Origin of the sequence: Rhodococcus sp. NPDC057529 (genome assembly GCF_042802055.1) — a bacterium.
Classification (GTDB): domain Bacteria; phylum Actinomycetota; class Actinomycetes; order Mycobacteriales; family Mycobacteriaceae; genus Rhodococcus_F.
Window position 1 is genome coordinate 21,047 of sequence record NZ_JBHVEY010000011.1, and the last position, 17,161, is coordinate 38,207.

General features: G+C 69.4%; 15 protein-coding genes. 5 read left to right on the forward strand and 10 right to left on the reverse strand.

Going from position 1 to position 17,161, the window contains the following annotated elements; all coding sequences use genetic code 11:
* Window positions 1-27: 27 nt before the first annotated feature.
* Genes ACFU5V_RS22190 through ACFU5V_RS22210 form a run of 5 tightly spaced genes read right to left on the reverse strand, consistent with a single transcriptional unit; the run spans window position 28 to window position 4,395 of the window.
* On the reverse strand, window positions 28-891 hold the full coding sequence (locus ACFU5V_RS22190; RefSeq protein WP_378701892.1) for a biotin-dependent carboxyltransferase family protein: 864 nt from the start codon (window positions 889-891) through the stop codon (window positions 28-30).
* On the reverse strand, window positions 888-1,529 hold the full coding sequence (locus tag ACFU5V_RS22195) for an allophanate hydrolase subunit 1 (RefSeq protein WP_378701894.1): 642 nt from the start codon (window positions 1,527-1,529) through the stop codon (window positions 888-890). The genes ACFU5V_RS22190 and ACFU5V_RS22195 overlap by 4 nt, the downstream gene beginning before the upstream one ends.
* Window positions 1,526-2,281 carry a LamB/YcsF family protein gene (locus ACFU5V_RS22200; RefSeq protein ID WP_378701896.1) on the reverse strand — a complete coding sequence of 252 codons (756 nt, stop codon included), beginning with the start codon at window positions 2,279-2,281 and terminating at the stop codon, window positions 1,526-1,528. The genes ACFU5V_RS22195 and ACFU5V_RS22200 overlap by 4 nt, the downstream gene beginning before the upstream one ends.
* Window positions 2,271-3,059: a putative hydro-lyase gene (locus ACFU5V_RS22205; protein WP_378701898.1), complete on the reverse strand. Its 789-nt coding sequence runs from the start codon at window positions 3,057-3,059 to the stop codon at window positions 2,271-2,273. Before ACFU5V_RS22205 ends, ACFU5V_RS22200 begins: the two co-directional genes overlap by 11 nt.
* Entirely contained in the window at window positions 3,052-4,395 is a 1,344-nt protein-coding gene (locus tag ACFU5V_RS22210; RefSeq protein ID WP_378701900.1) for an MFS transporter, read from the reverse strand. The genes ACFU5V_RS22205 and ACFU5V_RS22210 overlap by 8 nt, the downstream gene beginning before the upstream one ends.
* Before the next feature lie 94 nt (window positions 4,396-4,489).
* Between ACFU5V_RS22210 and ACFU5V_RS22215 the strand changes: the two genes are divergently transcribed.
* Window positions 4,490-5,203, forward strand: coding sequence for a GntR family transcriptional regulator (locus ACFU5V_RS22215; RefSeq protein WP_378440408.1), 714 nt, complete (start codon window positions 4,490-4,492; stop codon window positions 5,201-5,203).
* A gap of 16 nt (window positions 5,204-5,219) precedes the next feature.
* Here the strand turns inward: ACFU5V_RS22215 and ACFU5V_RS22220 are convergent, their stop codons facing one another.
* The gene (locus ACFU5V_RS22220; RefSeq protein WP_378701902.1) at window positions 5,220-5,915 is read right to left on the reverse strand and encodes a FadR/GntR family transcriptional regulator; all 696 of its coding nucleotides are present in this window, start codon (window positions 5,913-5,915) and stop codon (window positions 5,220-5,222) included.
* A gap of 79 nt (window positions 5,916-5,994) precedes the next feature.
* Between ACFU5V_RS22220 and ACFU5V_RS22225 the strand changes: the two genes are divergently transcribed.
* From ACFU5V_RS22225 to ACFU5V_RS22235, 3 genes are read left to right on the forward strand one after another with little or no spacing between them, the layout of a single operon-like run.
* Window positions 5,995-6,750, forward strand: a complete 756-nt coding sequence (locus ACFU5V_RS22225) for a (Fe-S)-binding protein (protein ID WP_276136886.1) — start codon at window positions 5,995-5,997, stop codon at window positions 6,748-6,750.
* Window positions 6,747-8,228 (forward strand): LutB/LldF family L-lactate oxidation iron-sulfur protein, encoded by a 1,482-nt coding sequence (locus tag ACFU5V_RS22230; protein WP_378701904.1) that lies wholly within the window; start codon window positions 6,747-6,749, stop codon window positions 8,226-8,228. The genes ACFU5V_RS22225 and ACFU5V_RS22230 overlap by 4 nt, the downstream gene beginning before the upstream one ends.
* Entirely contained in the window at window positions 8,225-8,836 is a 612-nt protein-coding gene (locus ACFU5V_RS22235) for a lactate utilization protein C (protein WP_378701906.1), read from the forward strand. Before ACFU5V_RS22230 ends, ACFU5V_RS22235 begins: the two co-directional genes overlap by 4 nt.
* Before the next feature lie 118 nt (window positions 8,837-8,954).
* On the opposite strand, the gene ACFU5V_RS22240 is transcribed toward ACFU5V_RS22235, so the two are convergent.
* Window positions 8,955-9,971, reverse strand: a complete 1,017-nt coding sequence (locus ACFU5V_RS22240; protein ID WP_378440957.1) for a PHP domain-containing protein — start codon at window positions 9,969-9,971, stop codon at window positions 8,955-8,957.
* A gap of 156 nt (window positions 9,972-10,127) precedes the next feature.
* Between ACFU5V_RS22240 and ACFU5V_RS22245 the strand changes: the two genes are divergently transcribed.
* Complete coding sequence (locus tag ACFU5V_RS22245; RefSeq protein ID WP_378701908.1) at window positions 10,128-12,197, forward strand: PhoX family protein; 2,070 nt, start codon at window positions 10,128-10,130, stop codon at window positions 12,195-12,197.
* A 39-nt stretch (window positions 12,198-12,236) separates the two neighbouring features.
* Here ACFU5V_RS22245 and ACFU5V_RS22250 read toward each other — a convergent pair whose 3' ends face one another.
* The 3 genes from ACFU5V_RS22250 to ACFU5V_RS22260 are packed head-to-tail and all read right to left on the reverse strand — an operon-like array spanning window position 12,237 to window position 17,093.
* The gene (locus ACFU5V_RS22250; RefSeq protein ID WP_378701910.1) at window positions 12,237-13,040 is read right to left on the reverse strand and encodes an NmrA family NAD(P)-binding protein; all 804 of its coding nucleotides are present in this window, start codon (window positions 13,038-13,040) and stop codon (window positions 12,237-12,239) included.
* Window positions 13,041-13,044: 4 nt separating this feature from the next.
* Window positions 13,045-14,994 carry a hydantoinase B/oxoprolinase family protein gene (locus ACFU5V_RS22255; protein WP_378701912.1) on the reverse strand — a complete coding sequence of 650 codons (1,950 nt, stop codon included), beginning with the start codon at window positions 14,992-14,994 and terminating at the stop codon, window positions 13,045-13,047.
* Window positions 14,991-17,093, reverse strand: coding sequence for a hydantoinase/oxoprolinase family protein (locus ACFU5V_RS22260; protein WP_378701914.1), 2,103 nt, complete (start codon window positions 17,091-17,093; stop codon window positions 14,991-14,993). The genes ACFU5V_RS22255 and ACFU5V_RS22260 overlap by 4 nt, the downstream gene beginning before the upstream one ends.
* Window positions 17,094-17,161 lie beyond the last annotated feature (68 nt).

A 17,161-nucleotide genomic window follows, 5' to 3' on the forward strand; every position in this document is an offset into this window, starting at 1 on the left:
CCTGTAATGGGATCGGCGCGCAGCCGATCACGCAGTGGTGAAGCGGATCAGTTGGCCTGGGCGGGCCTGGGCGATCCGGTCGATGTCCTCGTCCGCGACGACGCCGATGACGGGGTACCCGCCGGAGATGGGATGGTCCGCGAGGAATACGACGGGCTGCCCGCTCGGCGGGACCTGGATGGACCCGAGTGCGACGCCCTCGGTGGGGAGTTCGGCCTCGGACGTCCGTTGCAGGGCGGGTGCGCCGGCGTGCCGGTTCAGGCGGGCGCCGATGCGGTCGGTGTCCGGGGAGACCGCCCACGCACCGGTGGTCAGCGCGTCCGGGTTGGTGAACCAGTCGTCGCGGGGACCGCCGACGACCCGCACCGACAGCGGTCCGGGGTCCATCGCGGGGAGGGGCGCGACGTCGACGTTGGGGAAGTTCCTCGTCCACGTGCCGACGGGCAGGACGTCGTTGGGCTTCAACGCTTCCGGGCCGATGCCGGAGAGCGTGTCGGTGCTGCGGGAGCCGAGCACGTCCGGCACCGCGAGGCCGCCGCGGACCCCCACGTAGCTGCGCAGCCCGACGTGCGCGTACTGCAACCGCAGCGTCTGGCCCGGCTCCATCACGATGACGCTCGCGTGACCCATCGGGATGCCGTCGAGCAGCGCCGCGGCGGGGGCACCGGTGACGGCGACGGTCGTCACCGCCCGCGCGCGCAGGGCGAGCCCGCCCATCAGCACCTCGATGCACGCGCCGTTCTCGTCGTTCCCGACCAGCCGATTCGCGAGCCTCGCGGATCCGCGGTCGGCGGCGCCGGACACGCCGACACCCGAACTGAGGTAGCCGGGGCGGCCGAGGTCCTGGATCAGGCTGAGCGGACCCGTTTCGAGTACTTCGAGTTCACTCACAGCGTTTCCTCGTCGACGAATCGGACGCGGCGCCCCGGCTGCAGCAGCGCCGGGGGTTCCGCGTCGAGGTTCCACATCGGGGAGTCCGTGGTTCCGATGATCTGCCATCCGCCGGGGGAGGACCGCGGATACACCGCGCCGTAGCCGCCGGCGAGGGCCACGGATCCGGCGGGCACCACGGTGCGGGACTGCGCGCGCCGGGGCACGGTGAGCCGGTCGTCGCCGCAACTCAGGTAGCCGAAACCCGGTGCGAATCCGATGAATACACAACGCCACGTGGCGGCGGTGTGGGCGGCGATCACGTCCTCGCGGCTCATCCGCAGAAGGTCGGCGACGTCGGCGAGATCGGCGCCGTCGTAGCGGACCGGGATGGTGACCGGTTCGGATTCGGGGACGCCGGTGTGGTCGTGTGCCTCGAGGTCGACGGTCAACGTCCGCAGCGCGCGGCGCACCTCGTCGAGGTCGGTCCGCGGTGTGGTGGTGACGAGCACCGTGCGCGCCGCGGGCAGCACGTCCTCCATACCTGGAAGCGGTGTCCGGCGCAGGCGTTCGGTCAGCGACACGACCAGGGGTTCCGAGTCGAGTTCGACGAGCAGGGCCCGATCGCCCGCCGGGAGGATCCGGGTGGGGGTGGTCATGTGAAGGATCCGAGCGTGACGTCGGCACTCTCCAGGGCGTGCCGGACCCGGCGTGCGGTGTGCACGGACCCGGGCGTGTCGCCGTGGACGCAGATGCTGCGCACCGCCACCGCGACGTCGTCGCCGTCGATCGACTCCACCGTTCCGGTCGCCACCATCCGCACGGACTGCGCGGCGGCGATGTCGGGATCGTCGATGACGGCGCCGGGCACCGAGCGCGGGGTCAGCGTGCCCGCGGCGGTGTAGCGGCGGTCGGCGAAACCTTCGGCGACGAACGCGATGCCGTGCGCCTCCGCGGCCCGCTGCAACTGCGAGCCGGGCGGTCCCATCAGCGTGAGCGGCTCGGCGAACTCGTCGATGGCGGATGCGACCGCGTCGGCCCGCCCGAAGTCGAGTGCCGCGGAATTGTAGAGCGCACCATGCGGTTTGACGTACGTCACCGAGGATCCGGCGGCGCGGGCGAACCCGGCGAGTGCGCCGATCTGGTACAGCGTCTCGTCGCGCAGATCCGCGGGCGACACCGCGAGGTCGCGCCGGCCGAATCCGGCCAGATCCCGGAACCCCACGTGCGCCCCGATCGCGACGCCGCGCTCGGCTGCGCTGTCGCAGGCCTTGCGGATGATCATCGGATCGCCCGCGTGAAACCCGCACGCGATGTTCGCGCTGGTGACGATGTCGAGGAGGGCGTCGTCGTCGGCCAGCGTCCACTGCCCGAAGCCCTCGCCGAGGTCGCAGTTCAGGTCAACGCGCATCGGGGACCTCCAGGACGTACTCGCTGTCCGGGGTGTCGGTGATCAGCATGTACCCGGGTGCGTGGGTGATCGCGAACGGCAACCGGGACGCCATCACCGCCGCCTGCGGAGTGACCCCACAGGCCCAGAACATCGGGACGTCGCCGGGCTCGAAGGTCACCGGATCGCCGAAGTCGGGGGCCGCGAGATCGGCGATGCCGAGTTCCGCGGGATCACCGACGTGCACGGGGCCACCGTGGACGGCGGGCATCCGCGCCGAGATCGCCGCCGCGAGCGCCACCTGGTGCTCGGGGACGGGTCGCATCGACACCACCATCGGCCCGCTGACCCGGCCCGCCGGCCTGCACTCGCGGTCGGTGACGTACATCGGGACGTTGCTGCCCTGCTCGACGTGCCGGAGCGGCACCCCGGCCGCGGCCACCGGATGTTCGAACGTGAAGCTGCACCCGATGTGGAACGCGACGAGGTCGTCCCGCCACAGCGAGGACACGTCCGTGGTCTCGTCCGCGAGTTCGCCGTCCTTCCACACCCGGTACAGCGGCAGGTCCGTGGTGATGTCGGCGCCGGGGGCGAGCATCGTCGTCCGGGAGCCGGCGTCACCGACGTCGAGGACGGGGCACGGCTTCGGGTTGCGCTGGGTGAACAGCAGCACGTCGTACGCCCAGTCCTGCGGGACGGCGATGAGATTCGTCTGCGCGAATCCGGGTGCCAGACCGGCGGTCGGGGTGACGCGTCCCGAGCGGAACGCGGAGCGGAGGTCGATCGGCGAGTCAGGCAAGTTCGCTCCCGCGGGTCTCGGGGAGGAAGAACAGGGCGAACACGGCGATGCCGTAGCCGAGGGCGCCGAAGATCATCGCGCCGCCAATGCCCAGCTGGGTGGCGGCCAGGAAACCGACGACCGCGGGGAACACGGCGCCGACGGCGCGCCCGAAGTTGTACGTGAAGCCCTGGCCGGTGCCGCGGGACTGCGTCGGGTACAGCTCGGACAGGAACGATCCGAATCCGCTGAAGATCGCCGACGTGCAGAAGCCGAGCGGGAAGCCCAGGATCAGGATCAGCGTGTTCGCGCCCTCGGGCACCTGGGTGTAGCCGACCATGAAGATCGCCGACAGGAACGCGAACAGCTGCATGGTCCGCTTGCGGCCCAGCTTGTCGGTGAGGATGCCGCCGCTGACGTAGCCGAGGAACGCCCCGGAGATGAGGATCGCCAGGTAGCCGCCGGTGCCGACGACGTCGAGTCCGCGCGAGGTCTTGAGGAACGTCGGCAGCCAGGACGCCAGCGTGTAGTAGCCGCCCTGCACACCGGTGGCGAGCAGCGACGCGAGCACGGTGGTGCGGAGCAGTCCGCCGCGGAAGATGGCCGCGAACGAGCCCGTCTGCTTGCCCGCGGACTCGCGGCGCTCCGTGACGACCTCGGGGTCCTTCAGGTTCCGGCGCACCCAGATGATGAGGAAGGCGGGCAGCACACCGGTGAAGAACAGCACGCGCCACGCGACGTCGGGGTCGAACAGCTGGAAGACGATGGTGTAGACGATCACGGCCAGCGCCCAGCCGACGGCCCATGCGCTCTGCACGAACGCGACGGCCCGGCCGCGGTACTCGGCGCGGGCGTACTCGGCGACGAGGATCGCGCCTGCCGCCCACTCACCGCCGAAGCCGAGGCCCTGGAAGGCGCGGAAGATCAGCAGCGTCTCGAAGTTCTGCGCGAAACCGCACAGCACCGTGAAGATCGTGTACGTCGCGACGGTGACCTGCAGCGTGCGGACCCGGCCGATCTTGTCGACGAGGATGCCGGCGAGGGCGCCGCCGAGCGCGGACACCACCAGCGTGACCGTCGTCAGCAGGCCTGCCTGACCGGTGGTGAGGCCGAAGTAGGCGGCGATGGCCGCGAGGCCGAGCGGGAGGACCTGGAAGTCGTAGGAGTCGAGCCCGTATCCGCCGAACGCGCCGATGAAGGCTCTTTTTCCCTTCGGCCCGAGGGTGCGGAACCAGTCGAAGGGGCGCGCCTGCGCGACCTCGGTCTGTGTATCTGTGGTCATGGCACCTCGCCTGAAGAAGGGATGTAACTGCTCGAAGAATCCGATGTAACTCCCATCACGGTACAAATCGTTCAACGATCCTGCAATACCTCGAGGGGATTGTTATCCTGGAAGAAATCGCGGAACCGAGCTGACAACTATGATTGCGGTCGAGATCGAAACCTGAGGAGTGGACTTGACCAGCTCGAATGCCCTTCGCGGCGACGCGCATTCCCGCCTGGCCGCTCACCGCGGCCTGCTCGAACGCACCAGCAGGACCACACGGGTCGCCGGCATTCTGCGGGACGCCATCATCGACGGAACGTTCCCACCAGGGGCGCGACTGTCCGAACCCGACATCTGCGCCGCCCTCGACGTCTCCCGCAACACCGTCCGCGAGGCCTTCCAGATCCTCATCGAAGACCGGCTCGTCGCGCACGAACTCAACCGCGGCGTCTTCGTCCGCGTCCCCACCGCCGAGGACATCACCGAGCTCTACATCTGCCGACGCGTCGTCGAATGCGCCGGCGTCAACGGATTCGACCCCGAGACCGGCGACCTGTCCGGCGTCGCCGAGGCCCTGAACCTGGCCGACGAGCGGTTCGCCGTCGAGGACTGGACCGGCGTCGGCACCGCCGACATCTACTTCCACATCGCCCTCGCGAGCCTCAACAACAGCAACCGCATCGACGAACTCATGCGCAGCGTCTGGAACGAGGCACGGCTCGTCTTCCACGTCATGGACGACGCCCACCGCTTCCACGGGCCGTACCTCACCCGCAACCACGAGATCTACGACGCCCTCGTCGCCGGCAACACCGAAGCCGCAGGTCAGCTACTCAAGACCTACCTCGAAGACGCCGAGGCGCAGATCCTGGGGGCGTACCGCCCCGTGCGCGGTTGACGAGTCCAGGGACTCGTCAACCACGCACGGGCGCGAAGCGCCCGTAGAAGCCCTCGATGTGCTCCCGCACCAGGCCGGCGGCCTCGGCGCCGTGCCCTGCGCGGAGGGCGGCGACGATCCCGCGGTGCTCGCAGCGCAGATGGGTCGCGACCGCGGGCCAGTCGTCGAGCAGCGGAACCGCCTGCATGACGTAGCCGTGGATGGAGTCGCGGAGCGAGACCATCATCGCCTCGACGAGGACGTTGCCGGCCAGTCCGGCCATCGCGACGTGCAGGTCGGCGTCGAGGCGGTGGAACGCCTCCGGGGAGAGGTCCTCGTCGTCCATCGCGTCGAGCAGTGCGTCGATGGCCGAGAAGTCGAGGTCACCGGACTGCCCGGCGGCCTCCTGCACCGCCCACGACTCGAGCAGCGTGCGGGTCTGGACGACGTCGCGGATCGGCAGGGTGCGCGTCGCCATGTGCAGTCGCAGTGCCGCGCCGATGGACGCGGCCGGGTCGGCGGCGACGATCGCGCCTGCGTCCGGTCCGGACCCGACGGCCGTGCGGACGATGCCCATCGCCTCGAGCACGCGCATGGCCTCGCGGACCGACGAGCGTCCGACGCCCAGTTCCTCGGCGAGTGCGCGCTCGGCGGGCAGACGACCGCCGACGGTGAGTTTGCCGGCCGCCAGATCCTGCTCGATGCGGTGCAGGACGACCTCGTGTGTGCGCACGACCGAAGTTTACCTGGTGTGGTCTGACCACAGTGCGCTACTGTGGTCAGACCACAGCCCAGCCCGGTTGGAGTACCCGATGAGAATCGCCCTGTTCGCCACCTGCCTGGCGGATGCCCTGTTCCCCGAATCCGCCACCTCCACGGTCCGTCTGCTCGAGCGGCTCGGCCACGAGGTCGTGTTCCCGCCGAAGCAGACGTGCTGCGGGCAGATGCACGTCAACACCGGCTACCAGGCCGAGGCGCTGCCGCTCGTCCGTCACCACGTGGAGGCGTTCGAGAGCGGACCGTCGTGGGACGTCGCGGTGGCGCCGTCCGGTTCCTGCGTCGGATCCGTCCGGCACCAGCACGCGATGGTCGCCCGGCGGTACGGGGACGAATCGCTCGCGACCCGCGCCGAGGACGTCGCGTCCCGGACGTACGAGCTGTCGGAACTGCTCGTCGACGTCCTCGGTGTCACCGACGTCGGCGCCTACTACCCGCACCGGGTGACGTACCACCCGACGTGCCACTCGCTCCGGATGCTGCGGGTCGCCGACAAACCGCTGCAACTGCTGCGCGCGGTGCGGGGGATGACCCTGATCGAGCTGCCCGCGGCCGAATCCTGTTGCGGCTTCGGCGGAACGTTCGCGCTGAAGAACTCCGAGACGTCGACCGCGATGCTCGCCGACAAGATGGGCAACGTCCTGAGCACCGGCGCCGAGGTGTGCAGCGCGGGCGACTCGTCCTGCCTGATGCACATCGGCGGCGGGCTGTCCCGGCTGCGCAGCGGGGTCCGCACCGTCCACCTCGCCGAGATCCTGGCGAGCACCGAGAAGATCGGGAGCACCGCATGACCACGTTCCTCGGCTCACCCTCCTTCCACGCCGGCACCGGAAACATCCGGGGCACAGAATCTTTCCCCGACGCCGCACGGAAGGCACTCACCGACACCCAGCTGCGCGCCAACCTCGGCGCCGCCACCACCACCATCCGCAACAAGCGGATCGCCGCGGTCGCCGAGGTGGACGACTGGGAGGAACTGCGCCGGGCCGGCAGCGCCCTGAAGGCGGACGTGATGGCCCGGCTCCCCGAACTGCTCGTGCAGTTCGAGGAGAACGTCACCGCCCGCGGCGGCACCGTCCACTGGGCGCGCGACGCGGAGGAGGCGAACCGGATCATCACCGACCTCGTGCGGGCCACCGGCTCCGACGAGGTGGTGAAGGTCAAGTCGATGGCCACGCAGGAGACGGGCCTGAACGAGCATCTCGAGGAGAACGGGATCGCGGCCATCGAAACCGACCTCGCCGAACTCATCGTCCAACTCGGCGAGGACAAACCGAGTCACATCCTCGTTCCCGCGATCCACCGCAACCGCGCCGAAATCCGCGAGATCTTCCTGAACGCGATGCCGGGCGTCGACAAGGACATCACCGACGACCCCCGCGCGCTGGCGATGGCCGCGCGGGCACACCTGCGGCGAAAGTTTTTGTCCGCCAAGGTCGCGATCAGTGGCGCGAACTTCGGGGTCGCGGAGACCGGAACCCTCGCGGTGGTGGAGTCGGAGGGCAACGGACGGATGTGCCTGACCCTGCCCGACACCCTCATCACGCTCATGGGCATCGAGAAACTGGTCCCGACGTTTAACGACCTCGAGGTGTTCATGCAGTTGCTGCCGCGGTCGTCCACCGCCGAGCGGATGAACCCGTACACCTCCATGTGGACCGGGGTGCATCCCGGCGACGGCCCGCAGAATTTCCACGTCGTCCTGCTCGACAACGGTCGCACCAACGTCCTCGCGGACGAGACCGGGCGGTCGGCGCTGCACTGCATCCGCTGCAGCGCCTGCCTGAACGTGTGCCCCGTCTACGAGCGGGCGGGCGGTCACGCATACGGGTCCGTCTATCCCGGGCCGATCGGAGCGATCCTCAGCCCACAACTCACCGGGACCACAGGCCACGACGACCCCAACGCCTCACTGCCCTACGCGTCCACCCTGTGCGGCGCCTGCTTCGACGCCTGCCCGGTGCGCATCGACATTCCCAGCATTCTCGTGCACCTGCGCGCGGAACAGGTCGACTCCGAACGGCACGGACTGCCCGGCGGCCAGGACCTCGCGATGAAGGCCGCCGGCTTCGTGATGGGGTCGGAGAAACGGTTCGCCGCCGCCGAGACAGCGGCCAAGGTCGGCCGGGTGCTGGGCGGCCGGTCCGGACGCATCACGTCGCTGCCGTACCCGGCGTCGAAGTGGACCGCGAGCCGCGACCTGCCCGCCCCGCCGAAGGAGACGTTCCGACAATGGTGGGCCCGCACACACGAGGACACGACCCGATGACCGCACGCGCAGAGATACTGTCCCGGATCCGGTCGGCGCTGGCCGACGCGCCGGCCCCCGGCCCCGTTCCCCGCGACTACCACCGCGAGCCGGCGTCCGGCCCCGGCGACGTCGAGTTGTTCGCCCACACCGTCGACGACTACCGCGCACAGGTCCACCGCGCCGACGAGACCACCGTCGCCGAGATCGTCACCGGACTGATCGCGGAGGGGAAGCGGGCCGTCGTCCCACCGGACCTGCCGCAGTCGTGGCGGCCGCGCGGTGACGTCGTCGTCGACGGCGCACCCGCCGAACTGTCGACGCTCGAACTCGACGCCATCGACGTGGTCGTCACCGGCTGCACCCTCGGAATCGCGGCCACCGGGACCATCGTGCTCGACGGCGGCGCCGGTCAGGGACGCCGGGCGCTGACCCTGGTCCCGGATCACCACATCTGCATCGTGCGCACCGATCAGATCGTCGACACCGTGCCGCAGGCCTTCCAGACCCTCGACGCCACCACACCGCTGACGTTCATCAGCGGTCCCAGCGCCACCAGCGACATCGAACTCAACCGCGTCGAGGGCGTGCACGGTCCCCGGACGCTGGACGTCGTGATCGTGCGCTGACGCGCCCGTGCGTGGTTAGCGAGTCCAGGGACTCGTCAACCACTCACGGGGCGCGGAGCGCCCTCGGCGGCGGCGATCACCACGGCGACCACCGCGACCGGGATCAGCCCGACACGGATCATTGCCGAATCGGCGCGCCGGTCCACTCCAGCAACTCGGCCACGGGCAGGGTGTTGATCACATCCGACGGCTCGACTCCGCGCTCGGCGGCGCGCTCGCAGGCGTAGCCCTGCCAGGCGAGGTGCCCGGTGGTGTGCGCGTCCGTGTCGATGGAGAATTTGCAGCCGCTGTTCAGTGCGAGGTCGATCAGGCGTCCCGGCGGGTCGCGGCGTTCGGGGCGGGAGTTGATCTCCACTGCGGTGCCGTACTCGCGGCACGCGTCGAATACGCGTTCCGCGTCGAACTTCGATTCGGGCCGCGGTCCGCGCACCCCCTCGACGAGGCGGCCGGTGCAGTGCCCGAGCACGTCGACGTGCGGAGACTTGACGGCCTGCAGCATCCGCTTGGTCGTCGTCGCCCGGTCGGTGTCCAGGTGCGAGTGCACGCTCGCGACCACGATGTCCAGGTCGGCAAGCAGGTCGTCGTCCTGGTCGAGGGTGCCGTCGTCGAGGATGTCGACCTCGATGCCGGTGAGCACCCGGAACGGCGCGAGCTCGACGTTCAGTTCGGCGACCACGTTCAACTGGACGAGCAGTTGCTCCGACGACAGCCCGTTCGCGACCGTCAGCCGCGGCGAGTGGTCGGTGATCGCGCAGTAGTCGTGTCCCAGCGCGGCGGCGCGCCGCATCATCTCCCGGAGCGGGCACCGGCCGTCCGACCAATCCGAATGGGTGTGCAGGTCGCCGCGGAGGGCCTCGAGCAGTTCCGTTCCGCCCAGCCCGATCGGCTCCGCGGAACCGCGCAGATACGTCAGGTACAGCGGCACCGCATCGGCGCACTCCCGGATGATCGCGGCCGCCTCGGAGCCGATGTCGGGCAGGTATACCCAGCCGTTCGCCGCCAGGGCTTCCCGCTCCTCCGCGGTGGAGTACTCGAGAACATCGGCCGCCCGGCGGAAGGCGCCGATCCTGGGTCCCTCGTCGCGCGAACGCTCGAGCCAGAACGCAATTTCCCGCAACGCATCGACGGCGTCCATCTATCCATCGTGCACGCCGTCCGGGCTGCTGGCTAGACGTAAATTACGCCAGACTTAGGGTCGCCTCGTTGTCCGCGCGTTCACACATACGTTCCCTTTCCCTCGCTTACGACTTCTACGGTGCCGGAGTTGTCCGCATTCGAATCGGGAGCCACGGTGAGTTTGAAACCCCTCGCACTGTTCGTCAACCATGACGGCGTGTCCTCGCGCGCGTCCGTCACCTGCCAGTACAAATGCGGAAACGCGTGCTCCCACGACGTGCCCAACACCTCACACGGCGAATACTTCCGTGACATCGCCCGTACCGCCCTGTCGCGGCGCGGGATGTTGCGCGGGACGGGGATGGCCGTCCTCGCCGTCGGCGCGGGCAGTGCGCTGGCCGCCTGCTCGGACGACTCAGGCAGCGGAAGTGTCTCCGGCACGGGCGGTTCGGACGGCGCCACCCCGGCGGGAACGAACTTCGGTGCCGTCGCCCCCAACACCGAGGACACCGTCGTCGTCCCCGAGGGGTACGAGCAGGCCGTCGTGATCCGCTGGGGCGACCCGGTGCTGCCCGGGGCACCCGCGTTCGACTTCGACAACCAGACCGCCCAGGCGCAGGCGCAGCAGTTCGGGTTCAACAACGACTTCGCCGGACTGCTGCCGGTCGACGGGCAGCCGAACACCTTCCTGCTGGTGGTCAACCACGAGTACACCACCGAGCCGTTCATGTTCACGGGATACGACGCCGAGAACCCGTCGCCGGAGCAGTTCCAGACCGCGCTCGCCGCCCACGGACTGTCCGTGGTGCAGGTGAAGGGCGAATCCGGCTCGGGCACGCTCACTCCCGAGTTCGGGCCGTACAACCGGCGCATCACGGCGACGACGGAATTCGTCGTCACCGGACCCGCCGCGGGCAGCGACTTCCTGAAGACGTCCGCCGACCCGACGGGCACGAAGGTGCTCGGCACGCTCAACAACTGTTCCGGGGGCGTGACCCCGTGGGGCACGGTGCTGTCGGGGGAGGAGAACTTCAACCAGTACTTCGCGAACGCCGAACTGGTCACCGACCCCGCCGTCGCCGCGCGGCTGAAGCGGTACGGCGTGGAAGGTGCTGCATCCGAACGCAAATGGGAGCGGTTCGACAAGCGTTTCGACCTCACCGCGGAGCCGAACGAGGTCAACCGCTTCGGGTACGTCGTCGAGGTGAACCCATGGGATGCGACGTCCGCACCCGTCAAGCACACGGCGCTGGGCCGGTTCAAGCACGAGGCCGCCACTATCCACGTCACCGACGACGACACCGTCGTGGCGTACAGCGGCGACGACGAACGCTTCGACTACATGTACAAGTTCGTCTCCAGCCGCAAGATGATGGACGGCAACAGCCAGGCCGCCGTCCGCAACAACATGACGCTGCTCGACGCGGGCACGCTGTACGTCGCGAAGTTCGCCGGCAACTCGCCGGACGAGATCGACGGGTCGGGCACGCTGCCGTCCAGCGGCACGTTCGACGGCACCGGGGAGTGGATCCCGCTGCTGCGCACCGGTGAGGACGGCAAGGGGGAATCCCTCGTCGACGGCATGAGCGCCGAGGAGGTGGCGGTGTTCACCCGTCAGGCCGGCGACAAGGTCGGTGCCACCAAGATGGACCGCCCCGAGGACTTCGAACCCAGCCCGACGACCGGCAAGGTGTACGTGGCGCTGACCAACAACACCAAGCGCGGCGTCGACGGCGCCGCGGCGGCCGACGAGGCCAACCCGCGGAACAACAACAAGAACGGTCAGGTCCTCGAACTGACCGACGACCACGCCGGCACCGCGTTCACGTGGAACCTGCTGCTCGTGTGCGGCGACCCGACAGCCGCCGACACCTACTTCGGCGGGTTCGACAAGGAGAGCGTCAGCCCGATCTCCTGCCCCGACAACCTGGCGTTCGATCCGCACGGCAACCTGTGGATCTCCACTGACGGCAACGCGCTGAAGTCGAACGACGGCCTGTTCAGCGTCGTCCTCGACGGCCCGAACCGCGGCGAGACCAAGCAGTTCCTGACCGTCCCGAAGGGCGCCGAGACGTGCGGTCCGATCGTCGGCGAGGAGCGGGTCACGGTGTGCGTGCAGCACCCGGGCGAGCTGGACGACGCGAGCGCCGACAACCCGGCGTCGCACTGGCCCGACGGCGGCGACACGCAGCCGCGTCCCGCCGTCGTGGCGGTGTGGAAGTCGGGCGGCCGGATCGGCGTCTGACAGGTGAGTGGCAAAGTGTGCCCCGGCACGCTTTGCCACTCACCTGGGTGGGCGGCCCAGCAGCGACTCGAGCACGGCATTGCCCGCGGTGAAGCCGTGCCGGTCGTAGAACTCGAACATCGCGGACAACCTGGCGCGACCGTCGTCGGTCAGCGACTGCCCGTGCCGCGACATCCACTCGTCGACGGACACCTGCTTCACCGATACCGGACCGGCCGCCCGATCGCACAGTTCCCGCACGCTGAGGGCCTCCGGGCCACCGAGTTCGTAGGTGGCGCCGTGATGGATGTCCGGGCCCTCCGTCAGCACTCGCGCGGCCACCTCCGCGACGTCGGCGAGTGCGACGAACGAGAACGTCGCGTCGGGACTGTAGGGCAGTTCGACGGTCGTTGCCGAACCGTCCAGCACCGACGCGAAGTTCTCCGCATAGGCGCACGGTTGCAGAATCGTCCACCGGAGCCCGCCGAACGTCCTGAGTTCGTCCTCGCACCGCGCCTTGTCGACGTGGTGCGGCATCGCCGGGGTGTACGGCCACGCGACCGAGTGGTAGACGACATGCTCGACGCCCGCGTCGGCGGCGGCCGTGAGAACCCGCTGCAGCAGCGCCGGCTCGTCGGGATGCACATTCGGGGCGATGAAGTACACGGCCCGGCACCCCGACAGCGCCTCGTCCAGTCCCACCCCGGTCTCGAGGTCGACGGCGACATCGCCGGTACGCCGGGCGGTGTGCACCACCCGGCGTACGTTGGCGAGTCCCTCGAGCGCCGCGACAACGGCGGCTCCGGTCTTTCCCGCGGCGCCGACGACGGCGATGCCGGCGCCGCGGGAGAGTGACTCGGTCATCGGATCACCGGTCGATGAAGTCGAATTCGGCGAACTTCGCACCGCCGGAGAGGCGTTCGTAACCGGGACCGCGGTCGAAGAACGGCTCGTCCAGTCCGCGGGTGTCGCGCATCTGCTCGCGCAGCGCCTCGGTGGCGTCGGCGTCCGCGACCGGTTCCCCGGTCGACGACGCCAGCACGACACCGTAGTCGGCGCGGGCACCCTCGGCGGACACCTTGCCCCACAGCACGTCCCGGACGACTTCCTCGATCGGACGGTCGAGGGGGTCGCCCCAGCCGCCGCCACCGGTGGTGCGGATGCGCACCACCTCACCGGCCTTGATCGGTTCGGCGTCGGTCAGCGCGTCGAACTCGCGCTCGTTGGGGCCGCCCGGGTCGAGGACCACGGAGAAGGGCCGTCCGGCCTTGCCGCCCTTGACTCCCCAGCAGGAGAGGATCGAGCGGTCGGCGATGGACATGAAGTTCGCGTCCTTGAGCATCCGGATGTGCTTCTCGTAGCCGAGGCCGCCGCGGTAGCGTCCGGCGCCGCCGGAGTCCTTCGCCAGGCCCAGCTTCTCGACGATGAACGGGAACCGGCTCTCGGTGAACTCGGTCGGCAGGTTCCGCGAGTCGGGAACGACGTGGATGGTGTCCTCGCCGTCCGCGTAGTGCCGACCGCCGGACCCGCCGCCGAGCACCTCGCGCATCAGGTACGAGTGCCCGTCGAAGTCCTCGCCGTACACCCCGGTGTAGCGGATGGTCTCCTGGTCGGCGGGCATGTTCCCGTCGACGGCCTTGGCGACGACGCCGGCGAGCACGCCGAGCAGTCGCAGGATCACGAACGTGCGGGCGTTGGTGGGCGCCGGGAAGATCGGGGTGATCAGCGTGCCCTTCTCCGGGAACTTCATTTCGATCAGCGGCACGACGCCCTCGTTGACGTCGAGTTCCGCCATCCGCTCGGGACTGTCGGCGAGGTTGCGCAGGATCGGTGCGAGCCACTTGATGAGGAAGTTGCCGTCGGCGTAGTCACCGCAGTGGTTGATCGGGCCCTTGGCCTGCGGTCCGGTGCCGTTGAAGTCGAGGATGAGGCGTTCGCCGCCCTCGTCCTCCGGGTCGGTCTTGGTGAGCGTGATCCGCTGGCGGTGCAGCATGGGCTCGTCGACGCCGTCGTGTTCGGCGTAGTCCTCCCACGTGTACTCCCCCTTGGGGATCTTGCTGAGTATCTCCCGCCGGTACGTCTCGGTGGTCGCGTCCATCATCGCGTCGAAGCAGGCCTCGACGGTGTCGCAGCCGTACCGCTCGAACAGCTCGGTGAGACGCCGGGCGCCCATGAGGCACGCGGAGCATTCGGCGTCGAGGTCGGCGGCCAGCGCGTCGGGCATCCGCGAGTTGCGGGTCATGATGCGCAGCGCGGCCTCGTTCGGCACCCCCTGATCCCACAGCTTGATCGGCGGGACCATCAGGCCCTCCTCGTACACCGTGGTCGCGCCGGACGGCATCGATCCCGGGCAGCAGCCGCCGATGTCGTCGTGGTGGCCGAACGCCTGCACGAACGCGACGACGGACGGTTCCGTCTCGCCCGGCCGGGTCGCGAACACCGGGACGGTGACGCAGAGATCGGGGAGGTGGCCGATGCCGCCTTCGGACAGGTAGACGTCGTTGTGGAAGTAGACGTCGCCGGGCTTCATGGTGTCGAGCGGGAAGTCCCGCGCCACCGGATGCACCAGCGCCGAATACGAACGGCCCGTGAGCTTCCGGAGGTTGCGGTCGTGGATGCCGGCGCGGAAGTCGTGCGCGTCGCGGATCATCGGGGAGCGGGAGGTCCGCGAGATCGACGTCTCGACCTCCATCTCGACGCTGGCGAGGTAGCCGGCGACGATCTCCACCAGCACGGGGTCGGGGGTCGTGCCGTCGACCGGTGTCAGCCGGTAGGGCTTGGCCGCCTGCACTACAACGGGTTCGGTGGTGACGGTCATCGGTTCGCTCCGTTCGAGTCGGCGATCTTGGTGATGCGGATGTTTCCGAAGGTGTCGATCCGCGCCTGGAAACCGGGGTGCACGGGGATGGTGGAGCTGAATTCCTCGATCACCGCGGGACCCTCGAGGACGTCGCCGGCTCCGAGCCGGGCCCGGTCGTAGACCTGGGTGGTGACCCACTCGTCGAAGTAGGCCGGACGGGTGCCGGTCACGGCGGACTCCGCCCCGGTCCCGGCCGCGATCTCCTTCAGCGCCGGGCGCTTGATCGGGCCGATGCCGCTGACGCGCAGGTTGACCCACTCCACGTGCTGGTGCGGGTCGCCGCGGAAGTCGTAGCCGTACAGCTCCGTGTGCGCCTGGTGGAACCGCTCCGCGGCCTCGTCCATCAGCTCCTGCGTGACGGGACCGTCCCCGACCGGCACCCGCACCTCGAACGCCTGGCCGAGGTAGCGGAGGTCGGCCGAGCGCGCGTACTTGCGCTCCGCCTCGCCGAACCCCTCGTCGGCGAGTGCGATTTCCGCCTCGGCGGCGAGCGCGTCCAGCCCGGACTGCAGGTCCTCGATCTTCAGCCGGTCGTGCCGGCAGACGTGGGTCTGCACGTAGTCGTTGCGGACGTCGACGGTGAGCAGCCCGAACGCGGACACGTTGCCCGGGTTCAGCGGGACGAGGACGTCCTTGAGCCCGAGAATGTCGACGAGCCTGCAGGCGAGCAGCGAACCGGAGCCGCCGAACGTCACCAGGGTGAAGTCGCGGACGTCGAGGCCGCGCTTGACCGTGATCTGCCGCAGCGCGTTGGCCTGGTTCCACGCGGACACCTCGAGGATGCCGGTGGCGCACGCCTCGAAGTCGAGCTTCAGCTGGTGGGCGAGCTGCTCGACGCCCTTGCGGGCCAGTTCGGTGTCGAGGGGGATCTCGCCGCCGAGCAGGTGGGGTGGGATGCGGCCGAGCAGCACGTGGGCGTCGGTGATGGTCGGCTCGCTGCCGCCCTTGCCGTAGCAGAGCGGTCCGGGGTCGGCGCCCGCCGACTGCGGTCCGACGCGCAGCGTGCCCTCGGGGGTCTGCCAGGCGATGGAGCCGCCGCCTGCGCCGACGGTGACGACGTCGATCATCGGGATCTTCGACGGGTACGCCCCCACCCGGCCCTCGGTGGTGAGTGCGGGCTCGCCGCGGACCACGACGGTGACGTCGGTCGACGTTCCGCCGCCGTCGCACGTGAGGACCTGCTCGACACCCGCGACGCTGGCGATGAGCGCCGCACCGAGCGCGCCGGCCGCCGGGCCGGACAGCACGGTCGTTATGGGCTGGTGCACGACCTCCTTCGCGGACAGCACGCCGCCGTTGGACTTCATCACGTAGAACGGGATGTCGCGGGCCTCGCCCTCGTCGGAGGAGAATTCGCGCAGCCGGTTCGCGATGTTGTTGACGTAGTTGCGGATGTTCGGCTTCACGGCCGCGTCCACCAGCGTGGTGATGGACCGCTCGTATTCGCGGTACTCGCGCAGCACCTGGCTGGAGATGCTCACCGTGGCCTCGGGGTATTCCTCGAGCAGGATGTCGCGCACACGCGTCTCGTGGCTCGGGTCGGCGTAGGAGTGCATGAGGCACACGCCGATGGTGCGGATGCCGCGGTCGGCGAAGAAGCGCGCGGCCTCGCGGACGTCGTCCTCGACGAGGGGACGGATCTCGCTGCCGTCGAACGCGAGCCGGCCGCCGATGGTCCGGACGCGGTCGGCGGGGACGATGCGGTCGGGCTTGACCCAGAAGTAGGAGTTGCCGTAGCCGTCGGGGACGGACTGGCGGGCGATCTCGAGGACGTGCTCGTACCCCTCGGTGGTGATGAACCCGAGGTTCTCGACCTTGCCTTCGAGCAGCTTGTTGGTGGCGACGGTGGTGCCGTGGCTGACGGCGCCGATCGCGTCGCCGGTCTCGCCGAGCTTGGCGAGCACCTTCTCGATTCCGGTGAGGAATCCCTGCGCCGGGTCGGCGGGCGTCGAGGGTGTCTTGGTGGTGACGACGGCTCCGGACTCCTCATCCACAGCCACGACGTCGGTGAATGTTCCGCCGGTGTCGATACCGACCCGAATCTTCCTGGATTCCACGATTCCTCCTGGGCTCGTCTCTGTAAGGCAATTGCACCGTTTCCGCCGCCCGGTTTCTTTGTCACATA